20 protein-coding genes are annotated in these 21,339 nt (G+C 69.7%); 6 read left to right on the forward strand and 14 right to left on the reverse strand.

Annotated features, from left to right (window positions below):
• Positions 1-11: 11 nt before the first annotated feature.
• Positions 12-521, forward strand: a complete 510-nt coding sequence (locus tag LR948_RS09130) for a MarR family winged helix-turn-helix transcriptional regulator (RefSeq protein ID WP_232753699.1) — start codon at positions 12-14, stop codon at positions 519-521.
• Positions 518-1,219: a response regulator gene (locus tag LR948_RS09135; RefSeq protein ID WP_232753700.1), complete on the forward strand. Its 702-nt coding sequence runs from the start codon at positions 518-520 to the stop codon at positions 1,217-1,219. The genes LR948_RS09130 and LR948_RS09135 overlap by 4 nt, the downstream gene beginning before the upstream one ends.
• A gap of 217 nt (positions 1,220-1,436) precedes the next feature.
• Here LR948_RS09135 and LR948_RS09140 read toward each other — a convergent pair whose 3' ends face one another.
• The 7 genes from LR948_RS09140 to LR948_RS09170 all read right to left on the reverse strand — a co-directional run bounded on the left by LR948_RS09140 (position 1,437) and on the right by LR948_RS09170 (position 9,628).
• Complete coding sequence (locus LR948_RS09140) at positions 1,437-1,727, reverse strand: 4a-hydroxytetrahydrobiopterin dehydratase (RefSeq protein WP_232753701.1); 291 nt, start codon at positions 1,725-1,727, stop codon at positions 1,437-1,439.
• Positions 1,724-2,884, reverse strand: a complete 1,161-nt coding sequence (locus LR948_RS09145) for a GNAT family N-acetyltransferase (RefSeq protein WP_232753903.1) — start codon at positions 2,882-2,884, stop codon at positions 1,724-1,726. Before LR948_RS09145 ends, LR948_RS09140 begins: the two co-directional genes overlap by 4 nt.
• Before the next feature lie 88 nt (positions 2,885-2,972).
• A complete protein-coding gene (locus tag LR948_RS09150; protein ID WP_232753702.1) occupies positions 2,973-3,728 on the reverse strand; it encodes a glycerophosphodiester phosphodiesterase family protein in 756 nt (251 codons plus the stop codon).
• Positions 3,729-3,732: 4 nt separating this feature from the next.
• Positions 3,733-4,197 (reverse strand): RidA family protein, encoded by a 465-nt coding sequence (locus LR948_RS09155; RefSeq protein ID WP_232753703.1) that lies wholly within the window; start codon positions 4,195-4,197, stop codon positions 3,733-3,735.
• A gap of 70 nt (positions 4,198-4,267) precedes the next feature.
• Positions 4,268-5,560, reverse strand: coding sequence for an HlyD family type I secretion periplasmic adaptor subunit (locus LR948_RS09160; protein ID WP_232753704.1), 1,293 nt, complete (start codon positions 5,558-5,560; stop codon positions 4,268-4,270).
• Positions 5,557-7,290 (reverse strand): type I secretion system permease/ATPase, encoded by a 1,734-nt coding sequence (locus LR948_RS09165; RefSeq protein WP_232753705.1) that lies wholly within the window; start codon positions 7,288-7,290, stop codon positions 5,557-5,559. The genes LR948_RS09160 and LR948_RS09165 overlap by 4 nt, the downstream gene beginning before the upstream one ends.
• A 178-nt stretch (positions 7,291-7,468) precedes the next feature.
• Entirely contained in the window at positions 7,469-9,628 is a 2,160-nt protein-coding gene (locus LR948_RS09170; RefSeq protein WP_232753706.1) for a transglycosylase domain-containing protein, read from the reverse strand.
• Positions 9,629-9,882: 254 nt separating this feature from the next.
• Here LR948_RS09170 and LR948_RS09175 point away from each other — a divergent pair, with 254 nt between their 5' ends.
• Both LR948_RS09175 and LR948_RS09180 read left to right on the forward strand, forming a co-directional pair.
• The gene (locus LR948_RS09175) at positions 9,883-10,221 is read left to right on the forward strand and encodes a P-II family nitrogen regulator (protein WP_232753707.1); all 339 of its coding nucleotides are present in this window, start codon (positions 9,883-9,885) and stop codon (positions 10,219-10,221) included.
• Between the two features lie 43 nt (positions 10,222-10,264).
• Complete coding sequence (locus LR948_RS09180) at positions 10,265-11,584, forward strand: ammonium transporter (protein WP_232753708.1); 1,320 nt, start codon at positions 10,265-10,267, stop codon at positions 11,582-11,584.
• 495 nt (positions 11,585-12,079) lie between these two features.
• Here the strand turns inward: LR948_RS09180 and rlmN are convergent, their stop codons facing one another.
• The 3 genes from rlmN to LR948_RS09195 all read right to left on the reverse strand — a co-directional run bounded on the left by rlmN (position 12,080) and on the right by LR948_RS09195 (position 14,844).
• The gene (gene rlmN / locus LR948_RS09185; RefSeq protein ID WP_232753709.1) at positions 12,080-13,258 is read right to left on the reverse strand and encodes a 23S rRNA (adenine(2503)-C(2))-methyltransferase RlmN; all 1,179 of its coding nucleotides are present in this window, start codon (positions 13,256-13,258) and stop codon (positions 12,080-12,082) included.
• A 446-nt stretch (positions 13,259-13,704) separates the two neighbouring features.
• On the reverse strand, positions 13,705-14,064 hold the full coding sequence (locus LR948_RS09190; RefSeq protein WP_232753710.1) for a hypothetical protein: 360 nt from the start codon (positions 14,062-14,064) through the stop codon (positions 13,705-13,707).
• Positions 14,065-14,316: 252 nt separating this feature from the next.
• Positions 14,317-14,844: an invasion associated locus B family protein gene (locus tag LR948_RS09195; protein ID WP_232753711.1), complete on the reverse strand. Its 528-nt coding sequence runs from the start codon at positions 14,842-14,844 to the stop codon at positions 14,317-14,319.
• A gap of 167 nt (positions 14,845-15,011) precedes the next feature.
• Between LR948_RS09195 and LR948_RS09200 the strand changes: the two genes are divergently transcribed.
• On the forward strand, positions 15,012-16,013 hold the full coding sequence (locus LR948_RS09200; protein WP_232753712.1) for an asparaginase: 1,002 nt from the start codon (positions 15,012-15,014) through the stop codon (positions 16,011-16,013).
• 597 nt (positions 16,014-16,610) lie between these two features.
• Here the strand turns inward: LR948_RS09200 and serB are convergent.
• From serB to minC, 4 genes are all read right to left on the reverse strand, one after another.
• Entirely contained in the window at positions 16,611-17,501 is an 891-nt protein-coding gene (gene serB, locus LR948_RS09205) for a phosphoserine phosphatase SerB (RefSeq protein ID WP_232753713.1), read from the reverse strand.
• Positions 17,502-17,928: 427 nt separating this feature from the next.
• The gene (minE, locus tag LR948_RS09210) at positions 17,929-18,246 is read right to left on the reverse strand and encodes a cell division topological specificity factor MinE (RefSeq protein WP_232753714.1); all 318 of its coding nucleotides are present in this window, start codon (positions 18,244-18,246) and stop codon (positions 17,929-17,931) included.
• Positions 18,243-19,091 (reverse strand): septum site-determining protein MinD, encoded by an 849-nt coding sequence (minD, locus tag LR948_RS09215; RefSeq protein ID WP_232753715.1) that lies wholly within the window; start codon positions 19,089-19,091, stop codon positions 18,243-18,245. Before minD ends, minE begins: the two co-directional genes overlap by 4 nt.
• Positions 19,088-19,804, reverse strand: coding sequence for a septum site-determining protein MinC (minC, locus tag LR948_RS09220; RefSeq protein ID WP_232753716.1), 717 nt, complete (start codon positions 19,802-19,804; stop codon positions 19,088-19,090). The genes minD and minC overlap by 4 nt, the downstream gene beginning before the upstream one ends.
• Before the next feature lie 340 nt (positions 19,805-20,144).
• On the opposite strand from minC, the gene LR948_RS09225 reads away from it, so the two are divergent.
• Complete coding sequence (locus LR948_RS09225; protein ID WP_232753717.1) at positions 20,145-21,299, forward strand: phosphoserine transaminase; 1,155 nt, start codon at positions 20,145-20,147, stop codon at positions 21,297-21,299.
• Positions 21,300-21,339: the final 40 nt, after the last annotated feature.

Genomic DNA, 21,339 nt, shown 5'->3' on the forward strand with positions numbered 1-21,339 from the left:
TAGGGACAGGCATGGCCGAACAGGACCACGGCGCCGGCGGCGGGGAGACGCTGCTGTTTCTGACCGACGAGCAGCTTCGCCAGGGCATCGAGGCGATGTTCTTCGCCTATCGCGGCTTCACCGCCGATCCCGACCGCATCCTGGCCGATTACGCCTATGGCCGCGCGCATCACCGGGCGCTGCATTTCATCAACGGCGCGCCCGGGACCAACGTCAACAATCTCCTGTCAATTCTGGGTGTTACAAAGCAATCGCTGAACCGTGTCTTGCGCACCTTGATCGGGGACGGTCTTGTGGAGAGCCGGGTGGGGCGGTCGGACAAGCGCGAGCGGCACCTCTACCTGACCGAAAAGGGAGAGGCGCTGGAACGGGCCCTGTCGGACGCGCAGCGGGCGCGGATGCGCAAGGCTTATCGCGATGCCGGTCCCGAAGCCGTCGCCGGGTTCAAGCGCGTGCTCGAAGCGATGATGGACCCGGAGATGCGCCGGCAATACAACGCGCTGAGGGAGGGAAGAGGATGAGCGACCCGGACGCCCATCTGCTGATCGTCGACGACGATGAACGGATCCGCGGCCTGTTGCAGAAGTTCCTGATGCGCAACGGCTTTCTGGTCAGCGCCGCCCGCGACGCGGGCCATGCGCGGCGCATCCTGACGGGGCTCGACTTCGACCTGATCGTGCTGGACGTGATGATGCCGGGCGAGGACGGGGTGAGCCTGACGCGCTTCATCCGCGAGGGCGCGCAGACGCCGATCCTCCTGCTCACCGCCCGCTCCGAGACCGAGGACCGCATCCGCGGGCTCGAGGCCGGGGCCGACGACTACCTCGCCAAGCCCTTCGAGCCCAAGGAGCTGCTGCTGCGGATCAACGCGATCCTGCGGCGGATGCCCGAGCCGGAGCCCGACCAGTCGAAGCCCAAGGTGATCTCGCTCGGGCCGATCCGCTACGACGTGGAGCGCGGCGAGATGTGGCGCGGCGAAGAGGCCGTGCGGCTGACCGCCACCGAAAGCCAGCTCATGCGGATCTTCGCCAAGACGCCCGGAGAGGCGCTGTCGCGCAGCCAGCTTGTCGAGGACCTGGGCCGCGACAAGGGCCAGGCCCAGGAGCGTGCGGTGGACGTGCAGATCACGCGTCTGCGCCGCAAGATCGAGGTCAACCCGAAGGAGCCGCGCTACCTGCAGACGGTGCGCGGCGCGGGCTACATGCTCTCGCCGGACTGAGCGGCGGGATTTGCGGGGACGGTGACGAGCGCCGGAGTTTGCCCGCGGGCAGGTCGGGCCAAGCGGTCTCAGTCAAACAGGCGACCTAGTCGAACCCGTCAGTCAGATTTTCCAACGGTGCGACCGCCTCCAAGCGGTCCGGGCGCGCTCCCCTAGGCGCGCGCCCAAACAGCACCGGCCCCGGGCAGGATCCGCCCCGGGCCGGCACCGGCTAACCTCACAGCGCGTCCAGCTTCCGCGCGAGCTTGGCGTCGAGCGCCGACAACCCGTCGACGTCATGGGTCGTCAGCGTCACCGTCACGCTGTTGTAGACGTTCGACCACTCCGGGTGGTGATCCCATTTCTCGGCCCAGAAGGCGGCGCGGGTCATCCAGCCGAAGGCGGCGACGAAATCGTCGAACTTGAAGGTCTTGGTGATCGCGTCGCGTCCCTCGGCCATCTGCCAGCCGGTCTCGAACAGCGGGTCGAGCACGGTCTTGCGGCCGGTATCGCTCAGTTTCTCGGTCATTCCTGCTCCTCTGGTTGTGCTTTGCGGAACGGGCCGTAGGCGGTGAGGACCTCGATGTCCTCCTCCACGGCGCGGCGCTCGGCGGCGAGGTAGTTCGCGATGGCCTCCGAAAAACCCTCGTCGGCGATCCAGTGCAGCGAATGGGTCTCGGTCGGCATGTAGCCGCGCGCGAGCTTGTGTTCGCCCTGGGCGCCGGCCTCGACCGAAGCAAGGCCATGGGCAATCGCGAAGTCGATGGCCTGATAATAACACGCCTCGAAATGCAGGCAGGGGTGATGTTCGGTGCAGCCCCAGTAGCGCCCGAAGAGCGCCTCGCGCCCGATCACGTTCAGCGCGCCCGCCACATAGGCGCCGTCGCGCTCGGCCATGACCAGCAGGATGTCGTCGCGCAGGGTCTCATGGGCGATCTCGAAGAAGGCGCGGGTCAGATAGGGCGAGCCCCATTTCCGCGCGCCGGTGTCCTGGTAGAAGGTCCAGAAAGCCTCCCAGTGCTCGGGGCGGATCGCCGCGCCGGTGAGCTGGTGGATCCTGCCGCCGAAGTCCTGGGCCTGCCGCCGCTCCTTGCGCAGGGTCTTGCGCTTGCGCGACGACAGCGAGGCCAGGAACTCCTCGAAGCTCGCGTAGCCGCGGTTCTTCCAGTGGTATTGCTGGGTGATCCGGTGGTGCAGGCCGATCTCGGCGCCCGCGCGGGCCTCGGCCTCGGTGCAGAAGGTCACATGCAGCGAGGAGAGCTGGTTCTCGGCGCCCAGTTGCACGGCCCCCTGCAGAAGCGCGCCAAAGGCGGTGGTCTCGAAGCCGGGGCGGCAGAGCAGCCGCCGCCCGGTCGCCGGCGTGAAGGGCACGGCGATCTGCAGCTTGGGGTAATAGCGCCCGCCCGCGCGCTCGTAGGCATGGGCCCAGTTGTGGTCGAAGATATATTCGCCCTGGCTGTGGCCCTTGGCGTAAAGCGGCGCGACCCCGATCAGCATGCCGTCGATCTCGGCGGCGAGGTAGCGCGGGTCCCAGCCGGTGCCCGGCCCGACCGAGCCCGACTGCTCCAGCGCATAGAGGAAGCGGTGGGTGGTGAAGGGGTCGTGCGGGCGCCCGCCGTCGGCGGCCTCGGGGCAGGCGCAGGCATCCCAGGCCTCGGGCGCGATGTCGCCCAGGCTCTGGTACATGGTGATGGAAATCGTGCGGTCGGCCCGGCCGTCGTCCATGACTGCGCTTCCCTTCTCGCCCCTCAATCTGGGCCCGAAGGCGGGGCGATCAAGCGGGATATCCCTCGAAGGTGATATTGTCCGCGCCGCGCCGGGCCTCGGCCTCTTCCTCGGGGCTGCGCACGGTCCAGCAGAGGACCGGCAGGCCCGCCGCGCGGATCTCGCGCACCCGGTCGGAGGTCAGGTCCAGGCGGTCGTGGCTGATGAAGCAAGCGCCGGTGCGCTCGAGGTCGGGGATGCCCGCCAGCCGGTCGCGCACCGGGGCCGGCAGCATCGGCCAGTCGGCCTGCCGGAAGGCCGAGGTGGTCAGCCCGCGCGGGATCTCGGGCGCCAGTTCGGCGCAGCGGGCGACGCTGTGGGGGTTGAAGGACATCAGCGCCACCGGCCCGTCGTAGCCCCGGAGCGCCGCGGCGGCGGCCTCTTCCAGGGCGCCCACGTCCGGGCCCATGGCGCCGTCCTGGTCCTTCAGTTCAATCAGCAGCGGCACCTGGCCCCCCACCGTCTCGAGGATCTCCGAGAGCCGCGGGATCGTCTCCTTGCCGTGGGCCAGCGGGATCTCGGCCAGCTCCGTGGCGCTGTGCTGGCGGACGGCGCCGGACATGCCGGTCAGCCGCCCCAGGTCGTAGTCGTGAAAGACCATGGCCTCGCCGTCGCGCGAGAGCTGCAGGTCGATCTCGATGCCGTAGCCCTTGGCCATGGCGGCGATGCAGGCGGCGCGGCTGTTCTCGGGGCGCGAGAGCCGGCGCGCGTGGTAGCCGCGATGCGCCAGGGGGGCGGCGAGAAAGGCGGGAGGCAGCGCCGGCATGGGGTCAGCCGATTTCGAAGATGCCTTCGATCTCGACCGCGACGCCCAGGGGCAGGGCGGCGGCCGAGACCGCCGAGCGCGCGTGCCGCCCGGCCTCGCCGAGAAGCGCGACCATGAGGTCGGAGGCGCCGTTCACCACCTTCGGCTGGTCGGTGAACTCGGGCGTGGAATTGACGAAACCGGTCAGCTTCACCACCCGCTTAAGGCGGGTCATGTCGCCGCCGCAGGCCGCGCGGACCTGCGCCAGGAGCGAGAGCGCGCAATGCTCGGCGGCCCGGGCGCCGTCGGCGACCTCGAGGTCGGCGCCGAGCTTGCCGGTGATCAGCCCCGAGGCGTCCTGGCTGATCTGCCCCGAGACATAAAGCGTTGTGCCGCTTTGCACGTAGGGCACGTAGTTCGCCGCGGGGGCGGGGGCCTCGGGCAGGGCGAGGCCCTTGTCGGCCAGGCGGTCCTCGAAGGTCTGGGTCATGGTCGTCTCCGGTGTCGTTTCCGAGGACGCTAGACCGGGGCGCGGCGCGGCGAAAGGGGCAATGCCCGGCTCAGGCCTCGCGAAAGGCGCGGGTCATGTAGTCGGTGAGCGGCTTGAGCAGATAGGCCAGCGGCGTGCGCGCGCCGGTGCGCAGGAAGGCCTCGACCGGCATGCCGGGCACCAGGCCGGTGCCCGCGGGCAGGCCGCCCTCGGCAAAGCCGATCTCGGCGCGGTAATAGGCGCGGCCGCTGCCCGGGTCGACCAGCGCATCGGCCGAGACCCAGCGCACCTCGCCTTCGATCCGCGGGGTGCGGCGCTGGTCGAGCGCGGTCAGCCGCAGGGTCACCGGCTGGCCGGGCCAGACCCGGTCGATCTGGGAGGGGTCGACCTGGGCCATGACGCGGAAGGCCTGGTCCTGGGGGATCAGCGTCATCACCGGGTCGCGCGGGCCGATCACCGCGCGGGCGGCGGTGACGCGCAGGTCATGCACTACGCCGCCGATCGGGGCGACGATCTCGAGCCGGCGGCGGTCCTCGGTCAGCGCGGCGCGGCGCGCGGCGAGGACCCGCGCCTCGGCCCGGATGTCGCGCAGGGCGCCGATCACGTCGGCGCGGCGCTCGCCGTCCTGCCGGGCAGCCTGGGCGGCGATCTCCTGGCCCCGGAGCCGGGTGGCGCTGGTCCGCGCCGAGAGCGTCTCGAGCCGCGCGTCGAGCTGGGCGGCGGTGCGCTGCAGGGCGCGCACCCGGGTCATCTGCACCAGCCCCTGGTCGAGCAGGCTTTGCTGGTCGGCCAGTTCCTCGCGCAGGATCCCGCGTTCGGCGCGGACGCCCTGGGCCTCGGTCTCGAGCGCGCGCAGCTCGTCGGCGAGCCGGGCCTGGAGGAGGCGGCGCTCCTCGGCCTCGCGGGCGCGGGTCTCGCGGTGGGCCGCGAAAAGCCGGGCCTGGCCGTCCATCAGCTCGGCGATGTCGGGGTCGGCGGTCGCGCGGGCGGTAAGCGCCGGGGCGAAGACCGGCGCCGCGGCGCCGTCGCGTTCGCCCTCGAGCCGGGCGCGGCGGGCGAGCAGTTCGAAATACTGGCTGTCGGCCTCGGCGATCTCGGCATCGAGGCGGGTTGGGTCGAGCTGCAGGAGGCGCTGCCCGGCGCGCACCCGGTCGCCTTCGCTGACCGGGACGGCGGCGACGACGCCGCCTTCGGGGTGCTGGATGACAATCTCGTCGGTGGCCACCTCGATCACCGCGGGGGCCACGACCGCGCCGTCGATCTGCGCCGTGGCGGCCCAGCCGAAGAGCCCCGCGGTGAGCCCCGCCAGCACCAGGAGCCCGCCGAGGATCGGGCCGCGCAGGGAATAGCGGCGGGAGGTCATGGCGCGCCTCCGGGTTCGCCTGCGGGCGCGCCGGTGATGCTGCGGTGGTTGGCGACGCGGGCGCGCAGCACATCCTCGCGCGGGCCATAGGCGGCGCGCTGGCCGTTCTCGAGCATGAGCAGGTGGTCGCATTCGGCGATGGCGGCGGGGCGATGCGCCATGACCACGGCCGCGCCGCCCATGGCCTTGACCGCGCGGATCGCGGTGTTGAGCGCCGCGCCGCCGGGGTGATCGAGATGCGCGTCGGGCTCGTCGAGGATCAGGAGCACCGGGTCGCCGTAGAGCGCCCGGGCCAGGCCCACCCGCTGGATCTGCCCGCCCGAGAGCGGCGCGCCCGGGGCGGTGACGTGGGTGTCATAGCCCTCGGGCAGGGCCAGGATCATCTCGTGCACCCCGGCGGCCTGGGCGGCGCGCAGCACCGCCTCGGGGTCTGGGTCGGGCTCCATCCGGGCGATGTTCTCGGCCAGTGTGCCGTCGAAGAGCGCCACCCGCTGCGGCAGGTAACCCAAGAGCCGCCCCAGCCGCTCGGGCGGGTAGCGGTCGAGCTTGGCCGCGCCCAGGCGGATCTCGCCCAGCCGCGCGGGCCAGAGCCCGGTCAGCGCCCGCGCGAGGCTGCTTTTGCCCGCGCCCGAGGGGCCGATGATGCCCAGGGCCTCGCCCGGGGCGAGGGAGAAGCTGACGCCGCGCAGGGCGGGCACCGCCTGGCCCGGGGGCAGGACGGTCAGGCCCTGCACCTCGAGCCGGCCTTCGGGGCGGGGCAGGGCCAGCAGTTCGGGCGGCTCGGCGCTGTGCTCTAGCGCGCCCGCGAGGGATTTCCAGGCGGTGAGCGCGCCGGCCAGGAGCCGCCACTGGCCGATCACCGTCTCGATCGGGGCCAGCGCGCGGCCCAGGAGGATCGAGGCGGCGATCATCGCGCCGGGGCTGACAAGGCCCGCGATGGCGAGATAGGCGCCGAGGCCCAGCATCGCCGATTGCAGGAGGAGCCGGATCGCCCGGGCGAGCGCGGTGAAGCCGCCGACCCGGTCGGCCAGGCGCACGTGATCGTCGAGGCCCGCCTCCCGCAGCGCCTGCCAGCGCGCCGCGAGGCCCGCGCGCATGCCGAGGGCGGAGAGCGCCTCGGCCTCCATCCGGGATTGCTGTTCGATGCGCTGCGCGCGGGCCTGGAGGCCGGCCACCGCTTCCTCGCGGCGGAGCGTCAGGAGCCGCTGCGCCAGCGCGATCAGGATCAGCGCGGCGCCGCCCGCCAGCGCCAGGAGCCCGAGCGCGGGATGGAACAGCGCGATGACCAGGAGGAAAAACGGCGTCCAGGGAATGTCGAAGACCGAGGCCGCGGCGGTGGAGGACAGCCCGCGGGTCAGGGCCGAGAGCGCCTCGGGCCCCGGGGGCGCGCCCGGGCCGCGCGGGGCGCCGGGGGTCAGCGAGATGTCGAAGGCATGCGGGTCGAGCCGGGCCTGGAAGCTGGCGGCGATGCGCGCCAGCGCCCGGGCGCGCAGCGCGTCGATCAGCCCCATGGCACCGTAGAGAAACAGCGCCAGCGCCGAGAGCGCGACCAGCGTCTCCACCGAGCCCGAGCCCAGCACCCGGTCGTAGACCTGTAGCATGTAGAGGGGACCGGTGAACATCAGCAGGTTCACCACGGCGCTGAAGATCGCCACGGCGAGAAGGCCGCGCATCACGCCCCGGCGTGCGCGCCCCAGGTCCGCCCGTGCCGAAGTCCGCGCCAGCGCCATGCCCGTGATCCCGTTGTGCCGGAAAAGATTAGGCGAGGGCGGGTTACCTGTCCATTTACGCGCGGCGGGTTTGCGGCGGGGGAGTTGCGGAAAAACCGCCCTCGCGGGGGCCGCGAGGGCCGCGAGGGCCGCGAGGGCCGCGGGCGCAGCAGAGGCAGCGCCACCCGCCGCCGCCCGCTCAGTTCCCGAAGAGGTCGCGCAGCACCTGGTTGATCACCGCGCCCACCGGGTCCTGCGGACGCTGGCGTTGCGGCTGCTGCTGGCGCTGGGGCTGCTGCTGCACCTGCGGCTCGGGTCGGTCGGGCACCGTCATCGGCAGCTCGCGCACCGGCAGGCCCTCGTGCACGCGGGCCATGGTCTCCTGCCAGATCTCCGCCGGCAGACCGCCGCCGGTCACCCCGGTCAGCGGCGTGTTGTCGTCATAGCCCATCCAGACGCCGGCCACGTAGTCGGCGCTGAAGCCCACGAACCAGGCGTCGCGCTGCTCGTTCGAGGTGCCGGTCTTACCCGCCGCGGGCCGGCCGATCTGCGCCCGTCCGCCGGTGCCTTCGGAGATCACCTTCTCCATCATGAAGACCAGCTGCTGCGCCGCCTCCTTCTGGATCACCCGCTCGCCGATGCCGCCCTGGCTGTCGAGCAGCGCCTCGTCGTCGCCCTGGTAGCGCAGCTGGCTGACGCCATAGGGCTTCACCGAGGAGCCGCCGTTCAGGATGCCCGCATAGGCGCCGGTCATCTCCAGAAGCGAGGCCTCGGAGACGCCAAGCGCCAGCGAGGGCGTGTCGATCAAGCGCGAATCGATGCCGAAGTCGCTGGCCACCTGGCGCACCAGGTCGCGGCCGACGCTTTCGGAGATCTTGATCGCCGGGATGTTGCGCGACTGTTTCAGCGCCTCGGCCAGGGTCATCCGCCCGGCGTAGTCGCGGCTGTAGTTCTTCGGGCACCATTCCCCGGAGCCGGGGATGTTCATGCAGAAGGGCTCGTCGACCACGGTGTCATAAGGCGAATAGCCCAGTTCGAGCGCGGTGGCATAGACGAAGGGCTTGAAGGCCGAGCCGGTCTGCCGCTTGGCCTGGGTGGCGCGGTTGAAGACGCCCGAGACGCCGGTCTTGCGGCCGCCGACCATGGCGCGCACCGCCCCGTCCGAGGACATGACCACGATCGCCGCCTGGGCGTCCGAACCCTCGCGGACCTTCTCCTCGAAGATCTTGTTCATCGCCGCCTCTGCGGCGTTCTGCAGCCGCGGGTCGAGCGTTGTGGTGATCTCCACGTCCTCACGCGAGGAGACATCGGCGAAGGGCGGCAGCGTGTCCATGATCCAGTCGGCGAAATAGCCGCCGTCGCGGCGCTCGGCCGCCTGCGACAGGGTGGCGGGATTGGCCCGCGCGCTTTTGGCCTCGGCGGAGGTCAGGTAGCCCTGTTCCTCCATCAGCCCGATGACCACCTCGGCGCGGTTCTGGCTCCGCGCCAGGTCGTTGGTCGGCGCCAGCACCGAGGGCGCGGTCAGCAGCCCCGCGAGCATGGCCGCCTCGGAGGGTTCGACCAGCGCGGCGGGCTTGGAGAAATAGCGCTGCGAGGCGGCCTCGGCGCCATAGGCGCCGCCGCCCATGTAGGCGCGGTTGAGGTAGATCGAGAGGATCTCGTCCTTGCTGTACTTGGCCTCCATGGCGAGCGCGTAGATCGCCTCACGGGCCTTCCGCGCGATCGAGGTCTCGCGGCAGTCGTCGATGTAATCGGCCTCGGTCTCCCAGACCGACTTGTCGTAGGTCACCCCGAGGCAGAGCAGCTTGGCGGTCTGCTGGGTGATGGTCGAGCCGCCGTGGCCCTGCAGCGGCCCGCGCCCCTCGCGCAGGTTGATGCGGATCGCCGAAGCGATGCCGCGCGGCGAGACGCCGAGGTGCCAGTAGAAGCGCTTGTCCTCGGTGGCGATGACCGCGTGCTTGAGATGGCGCGAGACGCTCTCGGCGGTGACCACGCCGCCGAACTGGTCGCCGCGCCAGGCGTAGACGTCGCCGTTGCGGTCATAAAGCGTCACCGAGCCCTTGGCGCGCCCGTCGAGCAGCGTCTCGGCGGCGGGCAGGGTGGTATAGGTGTAGCCGACCCAGGCCGCGACCAGGATGCCCGCGACCAGCGCCACCCGCGAGGTGACCAGCCAGATTACCCGCAGGACCATGCGAACGAGGCCCGAGACCAGCGCAACGATCGGGTTGCGGCGGCGTCGCGGCGCCGCTCGGCGCCGCTTCTGCGGTTGGGGTTTGCGCGACTGGGGCTTCTTGGCCTTTGCCGCCGAATACCGACGGTCCGCGACCAGCCGGTTCTTACCTTTTCGTGAATCGCTCATCCGTCCTGCCCGGCGCCTCGGGTGTTTTGCGAGACAATAGTCATTCGCGGCCCGGATGTGCACCAAGCCGCGCGCAAATCCGCGTATTCTTTCCGATCAAAAAACAGGCAAAAATCCCCTACCGCCTAATTATTGTGCATATAGCCCGCGGAATCCGCCTCCCGCCCGGCGCAAACCTTCCCCAAAGGGCCTCCGGCTTTCTTTGTTTTCCCTGCGAATTGCAGGTCCGGCCTGCCAAACCGAAAGGGACCAAGGTGAAACTCATCATTGCGACGATCAAGCCGTTCAAGCTCGAGGAGGTGCGCGAGGCGCTCACCTCCATCGGCGTGCGCGGCATGATGGTGACCGAGATCAAGGGCTTCGGATCGCAGTCCGGGCACACCGAAATCTACCGCGGTGCGGAATACGCCGTGAACTTCGTGCCGAAAATCAAACTCGAGATCGTTGTGGCCGAATCCATGGCCGAACAGGTCATCGACACGATCGGTTCCACCGCAAAGACCGGGAAAATCGGCGACGGCAAGATTTTTGTCCTCGACGTGGGCCAGGCGATCCGCGTGCGGACCGGCGAGACCGACGCGGACGCCCTTTAAGGGCGCGCGGACCGAGAACAAGATCACAAAGGGAAACGGATACATGAAACTTCTCAAGACACTTGCCCCGGCTGTCGCGCTTGCCGCGCTGCCGTCGCTGGGTCTGGCCCAGGAGGCCGAGGCGGCCCCGGACGTGAACCCCTATATCTTCACCACCCTGCTGTTCCTGATCGGCGGCTTCCTGGTGTTCTGGATGGCGGCGGGCTTCGCCATGCTCGAGGCCGGCCTTGTGCGCTCCAAGAACGTCACCATGCAGCTGACCAAGAACATCTCGCTCTTCTCGATCGCGGCGATCATGTACTGGCTGGTGGGCTTCAACCTGATGTATCCGGGCGACGGCTGGACCATCCCGGGCTACCTCGGGATCCTGATCTCGCCGACCTCGCTCGAGCCCGTGGGCCTCGCGGCCGGGGATGCGGCGCTGGATTACGCTTCGGTCGGATCGGACTTCTTCTTCCAGCTGATGTTCTGCGCCACCACCGCCTCGATCGTCTCGGGCACCCTGGCCGAGCGCATCAAGCTCTGGCCCTTCCTGATCTTCGTGGTCGTGCTGACCGGCTTCATCTACCCGATCGAGGCCTCCTGGCAGTGGGGCGGCGGCTGGCTCTCCGAGATGGGCTTTGCCGATTTCGCCGGCTCGACCCTGGTGCATGCCGCGGGCGGCTGGGCTGCTCTGGCGGGCGCGCTGATCCTCGGGCCGCGCATCGGCAAGTACAAGGATGGCCGCACCGTGCCGATGCCGGGTTCGAACCTGGCGCTGGCGACGCTCGGCACCTTCATCCTTTGGCTCGGCTGGTTCGGCTTCAACGGCGGCTCGCAGCTGGCCATGGGCACCGTGGGTGACGTGACCGACGTGAGCCGGATCTTCGCCAACACCAACATGGCGGCGGCGGCCGGCGCGGTTGCGGCGCTGCTGCTCAGCCAGGCGCTCTACAAGAAGCCGGACCTCACCATGACGCTGAACGGCGCGCTCGCGGGCCTGGTGTCGATCACCGCGGAGCCGCTGGCGCCGACGCTCTTCGGCGCGCTCTGGATCGGCGCGATCGGCGGCATCATCGTGGTCGTGACCGTCCCGCTGCTCGACAAGCTGAAGATCGACGACGTGGTCGGCGCCATCCCGGTGCACCTCGTGGCCGGTATCTGGGGCACGCTGGCGGTGCCGTTCTACAACGGCGACGCCTCGTTCGGCACGCAGATCGTCGGCATCGTGGCGATCGGCCTCTTCACTTTCGTGGTCTCGGCCGTGGTCTGGATGGTGCTCAAGGCGCTCTTCGGGATCCGCGTCTCCGAGGAGGACGAGATCAACGGTCTCGACATGGCCGAGCTCGGCATGGAGGCCTACCCGGAGTTCTCCAAGGGCTGACCGGAGGGGCTACGGCTTGACGGAAGAAACCCGGGCGATGCGTCGCCCGGGTTTTTTTGTGTGTGGGGGTGTTGTGGCGGGTTTCGGGTGAGGTTGGCTTCAGGTGGGATTGCGGTGAACGAGGCCTCGGGTCGGTCAGTGCCCTGCACCGCAGTGCAACGCAGGCCAAAGCAGGCAGGATGCCGGTTTGGTTCGGGAGATCAAACCTCGGAGCGGCGCGGGGACGAGGTGCCCCGCCAAATGGCGGACCCCGACGGCCTGAAGCGAGGGCGCGCGCCGGACCGGGGGCCGGCGCTGCTGACCTCGGAGCGAGGCGCTTTATCCCGGCAAGGTCAGGACTAACGACGATCTATGCGCTTCGCCCACAAGAGCGCCGGCCCAAGGGGCCGGTCCGGCGCGCGCCCGGCACCTTCGGTGCTATTCGGGCGCAAGTCAGGCGTGGCAGTAAGATGACGGTGCGCACAACCCGCGCACCAACCTCACACCCCAGCACCCTCACCCGCGCGCCGCTTCCGCCTCGATCTCGCGGCGCGACTTGCGCGCGCGCTCCGTCGCGGACTTCAGCTGCCCGCAGGCGGCCATGATGTCCTCGCCGCGCGGGGTGCGGATCGGGGAGGCGTAGCCGGCCTTGTAGATGATGTCCGCGAAGGCCTGGATCCGGCTCCAGTCGGAGCGCTCGTAGGGCGCGCCGGGCCATTCGTTGAAGGGGATCAGGTTGATCTTCGCGGGGATCCCCGAGATCAGCTTCACCAGCCGCCGCGCGTCGGCGTCGCTGTCGTTCACATCCTTCAGCATCACGTATTCGAAGGTGATCCGCTCGGAGTTCGACAGCCGCGGATATTCCTTCAGCGCCGCCAGCAGCGTCTCGATGTTCCAGCGCTTGTTGATCGGCACCAGCTTGTCGCGCACCTCGTCGGTGGTGGCGTGGAAGGACACCGCCATCTGGCAGCCGATCTCCTCGGCGCAGCGGGCGATCTCGGGCACCACGCCCGAGGTCGAGAGCGTGATCCGCCGGCGCGAGAGCGCGATGCCCTCGCCGTCCATGGCGATCTTCATCGCGTCGCGCACATTGTCGAAGTTGTAGAGCGGCTCGCCCATGCCCATCAGCACGATGTTCGACAGCAGCCGCGTCTCGTTCCGGGGCGCGCGCTGCTCGGGCCATTCGCCAAGGTCGTCGCGGGCCACCATGACCTGGCCGATGATCTCGCCGGCGGTCAGGTTGCGCACCAGCTTCTGGGTGCCGGTGTGGCAGAAGGAGCAGGTCAGCGTGCAGCCCACCTGGCTCGAGACACAGAGCGTGCCGCGGTCCTCCTCGGGGATGTAGACCACCTCGACCTCGTGGCCGCCGGCGATCTTCACCAGGTATTTCCGGGTGCCGTCCATGGAGACGTTCTTCGAGACGACCTCGGGCAGGCGGATGACGAAATGCTCCGCGAGCAGGCGGCGGTAGTCCTTCGACAGGTTGGTCATCGCGTCGAAGTCGCGCACGCCCCAGTGATAGAGCCAGGCCCAGACCTGGTTGACGCGCATCTTGGCCTGTTTCTCGGGCGTGCCGATGGCCAGGAGCGCCTCGCGCAGCGCGTCCCGGGTCAGCCCGATGATATTGGTCGGCCCGTCCTCCGCCTTGCGGGGGATGGTCACAAGATCCTGCGTGATCGGTGCGTTGGCGGTCATCTCACTCGGCTCTTCGTCGGAAAGTGGGTCCCATATAGGGATTCGGCGGCAAATCCAAAACATTTCCCGCGGGAGATTCGATCCGCGCGGGCGGAAGGGCGCAGGCGGGAGAGGGGTCTTGGCGGGCCGCGCCGGGGCGTTCGGGCAGAGGGCGCGGGGCGAAGCAGGGCAGGCCCTTCGGCGCGGTTGTCGCAGAAACGGACCTGTATACCGGACTGAGTGAACCATGGCGGGGGCGGCTATCCTTAACCATGATGGACGCGTGGATTGAGCGGCGGCGGTATTCGCCGGGACCAAGGGCGCCGCTTCGGCCTACGCCTCACAGCGGCTCGCCACTCACCCGCCTCACGCCCTCCAAAAATCAAAAAAAAATGCGCTCCGAAGAGCGCATTGGGCAGTCATCCCATAGGCAGAAAACAAGAGTGTTGAATAGGGCAAGAATGGTGTCAGGCAGTGGCGCGGCGTCCTCCTCTTTCGGCGCGATGCATCAGCGTCGCGAGGTTCAGCGTGGTGACGATCAGCTTCTTGCGAAGCTCGCCGGGGCGAAGGCTGGTGGGCGCGGGCACGCCGACCAGGAGGCGCGTGGTGCGCGGGGGCAGGCAGGGGGCATATTGCACCACGATGGTGACCCAGGCCTCGACGCGGCCGAAGTCGCGTTCGCGATGGACGTTGGTGATCCAGCTGCGGATCACGCGGGGGCCGTCCTGGCGGGCCTGGTAGCGACCGTCGCGCAGCCGCGCGCCGGGTTGCGGAAGCCGGACGATGGCGGGTCGTGCATTCAGAAACGCGTCATGCTGCTCGATCATGATGGTCGCCTCATTTACGGTGTCGCGGTGTCTTCTGCGCGCCGGCGGGAGGGTGCGCCCGCCTTTGCTCTGCACCTGTATACAGGTGTTTTGCAGTCGAATTGTGGCAGGAATAAGGCAGGCGACCAGAATTTGTCACAAACGCCGCTTTTCTCCGCGGCCCGCGAACAAGGCGGGGCGGAGCACAGGGGGCCGGAAGCGGCGGGAAAGGCCCCGGGCGGCGCGCTCAGGCGCGGGCCCGGGCGACAGGGATCAGCTCGTGCAGCGGCGCTCGGCGTCCTCCACGGCAGCGGTGAAGCCCAGGAGCGAGAAGGTGTCCTTGGTGGTGGTGCCCCGGCTCGAGCGCGCGGTCAGCACCGCGTCGGCGCCGCGCTTCATCGCGGTCACGATCTTGGCGTCGTCCTGCGGCGTCGCCGGCCAGGCCCATTCGCCCTCGGTGAAAAGCTCGAACTCGGTGCCGCTGATGTTCACGTTGACCGTGGAGCCGTCCGCGAAGGGATAGCCGCCGGTGAAGGCGACCTGGCCCGCGACATTGGCGCCGGGGCGGAAGAAGACCATCAGGAGGATCTCGCCGCGGGTCACCGCCACGACGCGGCCGTCGCGGGTGTTCACGCTTTCCTTGTAGGTCGTCACCGCCCAGCACTCCCGCGGGTCGGATCCTTCGAAGACCGACCAGTCGGTCATCGCATCGACGCGGTTTGTGCTTTCGTCCTGTGCGAGCGCAGCGCCGCCCCATGCCAGGAAAAGTGCCGCGAGCCCGCTCCCGATCACCGCTTTCATTGCCTGAGCCTCCAGTGAACCTGACCCTCAAAAGCTCGGGTTGCGTTGTCTCCGCCCCGGTTTATCTTGCCGGCTGAGACCCGAGTTCGGACCGGACATTAGCCCGAAGTCGCGGCTGCCGAAAAGCCCTCTCGGCAGAATATCGCCAATACGTGAGGAGCCTTTGTATGTGCGCCCAACCTGCCCGCCTGTGTGAAGTCTGGCGAGGACCGATCGCCGAATCCGTGCACCTCGGACATATCGCCGTCGCGGGCCCCGACGGGGCTGTCGAGGCGGCCTGGGGCGACCCCGAGGCGATGATTCTGCCGCGCTCCTCGGCGAAGATGATCCAGGCCCTGCCGCTGGTCGCCTCGGGCGCCGCCGAAGCCCATGGGCTGACCGACCGGCACCTGGCGCTGGCCTGCGCCAGCCACCAGGGCGCGGCCCTGCACGTCGAGGCGGTCGGCGCCTGGCTCGAGGCGCTGGGGCTCGGCGACGCGGCGCTGCGCTGTGGGCCGCAGCCCTCGCGCGACAAGGCGCTCCGCCACGAGATGCTCTGCGCCGGGACGGCGCCCGGGCAGGTGCACAACAACTGCTCGGGCAAGCACGCGGGTTTCCTTACGCTGAACGCGCAGTTAGGCGGAAGCCCCGAGTATCACGAGCCTGACCACCCGGTGCAGGCCGCCGCGCGCGAGGCCTTCGAGCTGGTCACCGACCGGGTGAGCCCGGGCTACGGCATCGACGGCTGTTCGGCGCCGAACCATGCGACCACCATGGGCGCCATGGCCCGCGCGATGTCCTGGTTCGCCACCGCCGAGCGCCGCGAGGACACGCTGTCGCGCGCCGCCGCCCGGCTGACCCGGGCGATGATCGCTCATCCCGAGCTGGTCGCGGGCGAGGGCCGGGCCTGCACGCTCCTGATGCGCGCGGCCAAGGAGCCGGTGGCGCTGAAGACCGGGGCCGAGGGCTATTTCGTCGCGATCCTGCCCGCCCGCGGCAAGGGCATTGCGGTCAAGGCGCTGGACGGCGCGACGCGGGCCGCGGAATGCGCCGTGGCGGCGGTGCTGGCGCGGATGGACGTGCTCGACACCGCGCATCCCGACGTGGCGCGCTTCCTGACGCCCGAGATCACCAACTGGCGCGGCGTGAAGACCGGCGCGATCCGCCCCGCCGCGCCGCTGGCGGTGTGAGGGGGACTTGGGTTTGGGCTTGGGCTTGGGCGTTTTCCGCCGGTGGTGTGAGTGGCTTGGGCGTTTGAGCGGGCTTTGCGAGGGCTTGGAGGGCGCGGTGAGGACTTGAGCTCAGCGGCTCGAATTGACGTCACCGGGTAGACCTTGGCGCCCCTTGCCCTGCGCGCATCCAACACGCGCCAACCAAAATGCAAAACGCGCCAATCGATATGTGCACCCAGACAAACCAAAACGCTCCTTGCGCCCGAATAGCATCGAAGATGCCGGGCGCGCGCCGGACCGGCCCCTTGGGCCGGCGCTCCTTGGGATGGCGCGCTCAGCATGCCCCTAGCCCTGACCTTGCTGCCATAAAGCGCCTCGCTCAGAGGGCAGCAGCGCCGGCCCCCGGTCCGGCGCGCGCCCTCTGGTGCGTGGGGTGAGAGGGCGGTGGGGTGTGCTTCTGAGAGCGAACGGCTCCGTTCACCCCGAGCGCTAAATTTGAGTGGATGAAGCACCCATCCCTGACGTCAGCAGCGCCGCCCCAGTCCGACGCACGCCCTCTCGGAAACCGCCTCGCCCTCTCGGAAACCGCCACGCACCCAATCCCCAGAGCCCTCGTCAGCCCCCCACGAACTCCGCCTTCTCATACCCCTGCAGATACAAAAGCGCCGTCAGATCCCCGAAGTTCACCCGCAGCTGCGCCTCGGCCTGCACCGAGGGCTTGGCGTGCAGCGCCACGCCCGCGCCTGCGCGGCCCAACATGCCGAGGTCGTTGGCGCCGTCGCCGACCGCCATGACCTCACGCTCGGAGATGCCGAGCCGGGCGGTGATCTCTTCGAGCGCCGCGACCTTGGCCTCGCGGCCGAGGATCGGGCGGGCGACCTCGCCGGTCAGCACGCCGCCTTCCGCCAGCAGCCGGTTGGCACGGTGCTCGTCGAAGCCAAGCGCCTCTGCCACCACCGAGGTGAAGGCGGTGAAGCCGCCCGAGACCAGCGCCGCATGGCCGCCCGCGGCCTTCATCGTGGCCAGCAGCACCGCGCCGCCGGGCATGTAGCTGATGCGCTCGGCCAGGACCTTGTCGATCACGCGCTCGGAGAGCCCCTTCAACAGGCCCACCCGCTCGGTCAGGGCGCCCTCGAAATCCAGCTCGCCGTTCATCGCCCGCGCGGTGATGCCCCGGACCTCGGCGCCGACACCGGCCTCCTCGGCCAGCTCGTCGATGCACTCCTGCTCGATCATGGTCGAATCCATGTCGGCAAGCAGCATCCGCTTGCGCCGCCCGGCGCTGGGCTGCAGCGCCAGGTCGATGCCGAGCGTCTGGAACTCGCGCCAGACCTCCTCGGCGTTGGCGGGCCGTGCCGGCAGATCGAACTCGCAGGCCTCGTCCGGGGCGAGCCAGCGCAGGGTGCCGCCGCCCCAGGCGTTGCGCAGCGCCTCGGCGGCGGCGGGATCGAGCCGCGGGGCGCGCGGGTCGGAAAGCAGCGTGGCGGTCTGGGGCGTCTGGGTCATGGAGGGCTCCGCTGTGGCGTCGCGCGGGTCATAGACCGGGGAGGGGCGGCGGGAAAGCGGGGTGCTGGTTTGTGGGGAGGATTAGGGGCTCTGCCCCTCTTGGCGGCGGGGCCGCCAATTCACCCCGAGGTATTTTTGCCAAGCTGAAGGGGTAAGAGGGGCGCGGCTTTGGGGGTGTTGCGCCGAGGGGGCTGCGCCGTGGCGCTGGGGGAGGGCGGCGGCCTATTGGGGCGCTTCGGGGTGGGCGCGCGCGGGCCGGGCGTAGCGGGCGCGGGGCCCTCTCGCCAATAAAAAACCGGCGGCCGCGCGTGGTGGCGGCCGCCGGTGGGGATCATCTCGGAAGCGCGAAGCCGCGAAGCCGCGAAGCCGCGAAGCCGCGAAGCCGCGAAGCCGCGAAGCCGCGAAGCCGCTCAAGCCGCGCAGGCGCTCAGGCCTTTGCGGCGGCCTTGCTCCCGGATTTCGCGGCCTCGGCTTTGCCGCCGGCCTCGGCCTGCGGCAGGTCGATGTTGATCTCGAGGCTCGACATCTGGTCGCCGCGTTCCATCCGGACCTCCACGTCGTCGTCGCCGATGGCGACATACTTGCGGATCGCGGCCACGATGTCCTTCTGCAGCTTCGGCAGGTAGCTGGCCTCTCCTGTCCCGGTGCCGCTGCGCTCATGCGCGAGCAGGATCTGCAGGCGATCCTTGGCGGTGTCGGCGGTCCGGGCGCGGCGGGGTTTGCGGGCGAAGCTGAACAGGTTCATGACGCCCGCCCGAAGAGCCGGTGCAGAAGGTTGGGGCGGCGCTCGCTCTCGATGCGCATCTCGACATCGGTGCCGGTCAGCCGCGAGACCGCGTCCTCATAGGCCTTGGCCGCCGCCGAGGGTCCGTCGAGCACCACCGGCGTGCCGATGTTCGAGGCCCGCAGGATCGCCTGGCTTTCCGGGATCACGCCCAGGAGCGGCACGGCGAGGATCTCGAGCACGTCCTCGACGGTCATCATCTCGCCGCTCTCGACGCGGGTCCGGTCGTGACGGGTGATCAGCACCTGCGCCTTGACCGGCTCGGCGCCCTCGGTCTCGGCCCGCTTGGTCTGGCTGCTGAGCAGCCCCAGCACCCGGTCGCTGTCGCGCACCGAGGAGACCTCGGGGTTGGTCACCACGACCGCCTCGTCGGCGAAATACATCGCCATCTGGGCGCCGTGCTCGATGCCCGCGGGGCTGTCGCAGACGATGTAGTCGAACTCCTGCTTGAGCTCGTCCAGCACCTTCTCGACGCCCTCCTTGGTCAGCGCGTCCTTGTCGCGGGTCTGCGAGGTCGGCAGGATCGACAGCGTGTCGAGCCGCTTGTCGCGGATCAGCGCCTGCTTCAGCCGCGCGTCGCCCTGGATCACGTTGATGAAGTCGAAGACCACGCGGCGTTCGCAGCCCATGGTCATGTCCAGGTTGCGCAGGCCCACGTCGAAATCGATCACAACGGTCTTGTGGCCCTGCTTGGCCAGGCCTGCGGACACCGCCGCCGCCGAGGTGGTCTTGCCCACGCCGCCCTTGCCGGACGTGATCACGACGACCCGCCCGAGGGGCGGTTTCTCCTTCAGTTCGATCGTCATCCAATCGCCTCCATAAGCAATCTCTCGTCTTTGAGGAAAATATGCATCGCCCGGCCGCGCTCGGCCTCTTCCTCGAGCGTCTCGCTCGTCTTGTAGAGGCCGGCGATGGCCACCAGCTCGGCCTCGAGGCTCTGGCAGAGGATGCGCGCGCTCTCGTCGCCATGGGCGCCCGCCATGGCCCGGCCGCGCAGGCGCCCGTAGACATGGATGTTGCCGCTGGCGACCAGTTCGGCGCCCGAGGCGACCGAACCGATCACCGTCAGGTCGCCGCGCTCGGCGACCACCATCTGGCCCGAGCGCACCGGCTGGCGCACCACCTTGTTCTCGGTGCCGCGGCGCTCTTCGCGGGCGCGGACCCGGGCGGGTTTCTCGGCGGCGGGCAGGGGGGCGTCGCGGCCGGTGGTGACCTCGATCAGGCCCAGCCGGTCGAGCGTGCCGGCATCGCAGCCCGGCGCGTTCTGCACGCCGAAGACCTTGAGCTTGCGGGCGCGCAGGTTCTCGACCAGGCCGCTCAGGGCCTCGGGCGCGGCCACGCCGGGGGCATGGCCGAGATCGAGCACCATCGGGGCGCCGTCGAAGAACTGCGAGGTCTGGCGCAGCTGGTCGTCGAGATGCGCGTAGAAGCCGTCATCCGTCGTCTCGCCGTCGATGCGCAGCGCGAGCGCGGTCAGGAACCTCCCGCGGATCTGGAAGGGGGCGCGTTGCGCCGGCATGTCACCATGCCGGTCTTGGCCGTATCTGTCTGACACGTCGAATCACTGCTCCTGCTCTCGGGGCGGATCACGACTCGCGTCGCGCCCGCTCTTCTTGGGGGGCCATCCTGCCGCGATCCCGCGGTCCGGCGAAAGCCAGTGCGGCCGCTATCAGCAATAACCCGCCGTCGGCAAGCCATTGCGCCGATCGGAAACTTCGGCGCGCCGCGAGGCCGGATTTTGCCGCTCGAAAGGCCCGGCGCGGCAGAATGGTCCCTTGCGCGGCGGGGAGGGGCGCAGTAACTCCGTCGGTGGGACACCCCTCCCCAACGAGGGGCGACTATCTGGAAGGTTAGCCATTATGACGACGACCAAACCGGCAACGCGGCCGGCCAATCCGCGTTTTTCCTCGGGCCCCTGTGCCAAGATCCCCGGATTCCAGCTCGACATGCTCTCGGAGGCGGCGCTCGGACGCTCGCACCGGGCCAAGGTCGGCAAGGACAAGCTGGCCGCGGCGATCGAAGGGACCCGCGAGGTTCTGAACATTCCCGCAGACTACAAGATCGGCATCGTGCCCGCTTCGGACACCGGCGCGGTGGAGATGGCGATGTGGTCCATGCTGGGCGCCCGCAAGGCCACCATGGTGGCCTGGGAAAGCTTCGGCGCCGGCTGGGTGACCGATGTCGTCAAGCAGCTCAAGATCGAGGCCGAAATCCGCGAGGCGGACTACGGCGAGATCGTCGACATGGGCGCGCTGGACTATGACACCGACGTGGTCTTCACCTGGAACGGCACCACCTCGGGCGTGCGCGTGCCCACGGGTGATTCGATCCCCGACGACCGCGGCGGGTTGACCATCTGCGACGCCACCTCGGCGGCCTTCGCGCAGGACCTGCCCTGGGACAAGCTCGATGTGACCACCTTCTCCTGGCAGAAGGTGCTGGGCGGCGAGGCCGCGCATGGCATCCTGATCCTCAGCCCCCGCGCCGTCGAGCGGCTGGAGAGCTACACCCCCGCCTGGCCGCTGCCGAAGATCTTCCGCCTGACCAAGGGCGGCAAGCTCAACGCGGGCATCTTCGAGGGCGCGACGATCAACACCCCCTCGATGCTGGCGGTCGAGGATTACCTCGTCGCGCTCGACTGGGCGCGTTCGGTTGGCGGCCTGAAGGGCCTGATGGCCCGCGCCGATGCCAACGCGCAGGCGGTCTGGGACTTCTGCGCGGCGCGCGACTGGATCGCCAACTTGGCGGAAGACCCCGCGACCCGCTCGAACACCTCGGTCTGCCTGAAGTTCACCGACGGCGGCATCGCCGACCCGGCGGCCTTCGCCAAGGCGGTGCAGAAGCGGCTCGAGGCCGAGGGCGTGGCGCTCGACGTGGGCTCCTACCGGGACGCGCCGGCGGGCCTCCGGATCTGGTGCGGCGGCACGGTCGAGACCTCGGACATCGAGGCCATGCTGCCCTGGCTCGAATGGGCCTACCACGCCGAGCACGAGGCGCAGGCCCAGGCGGCCTGAGCCGCGGGGCCCCCAGGGCTTCTTCCCCAATCTGATCCCC

This window comes from Roseivivax sp. GX 12232 (assembly GCF_021272185.1).
Classification (GTDB): domain Bacteria; phylum Pseudomonadota; class Alphaproteobacteria; order Rhodobacterales; family Rhodobacteraceae; genus Roseivivax.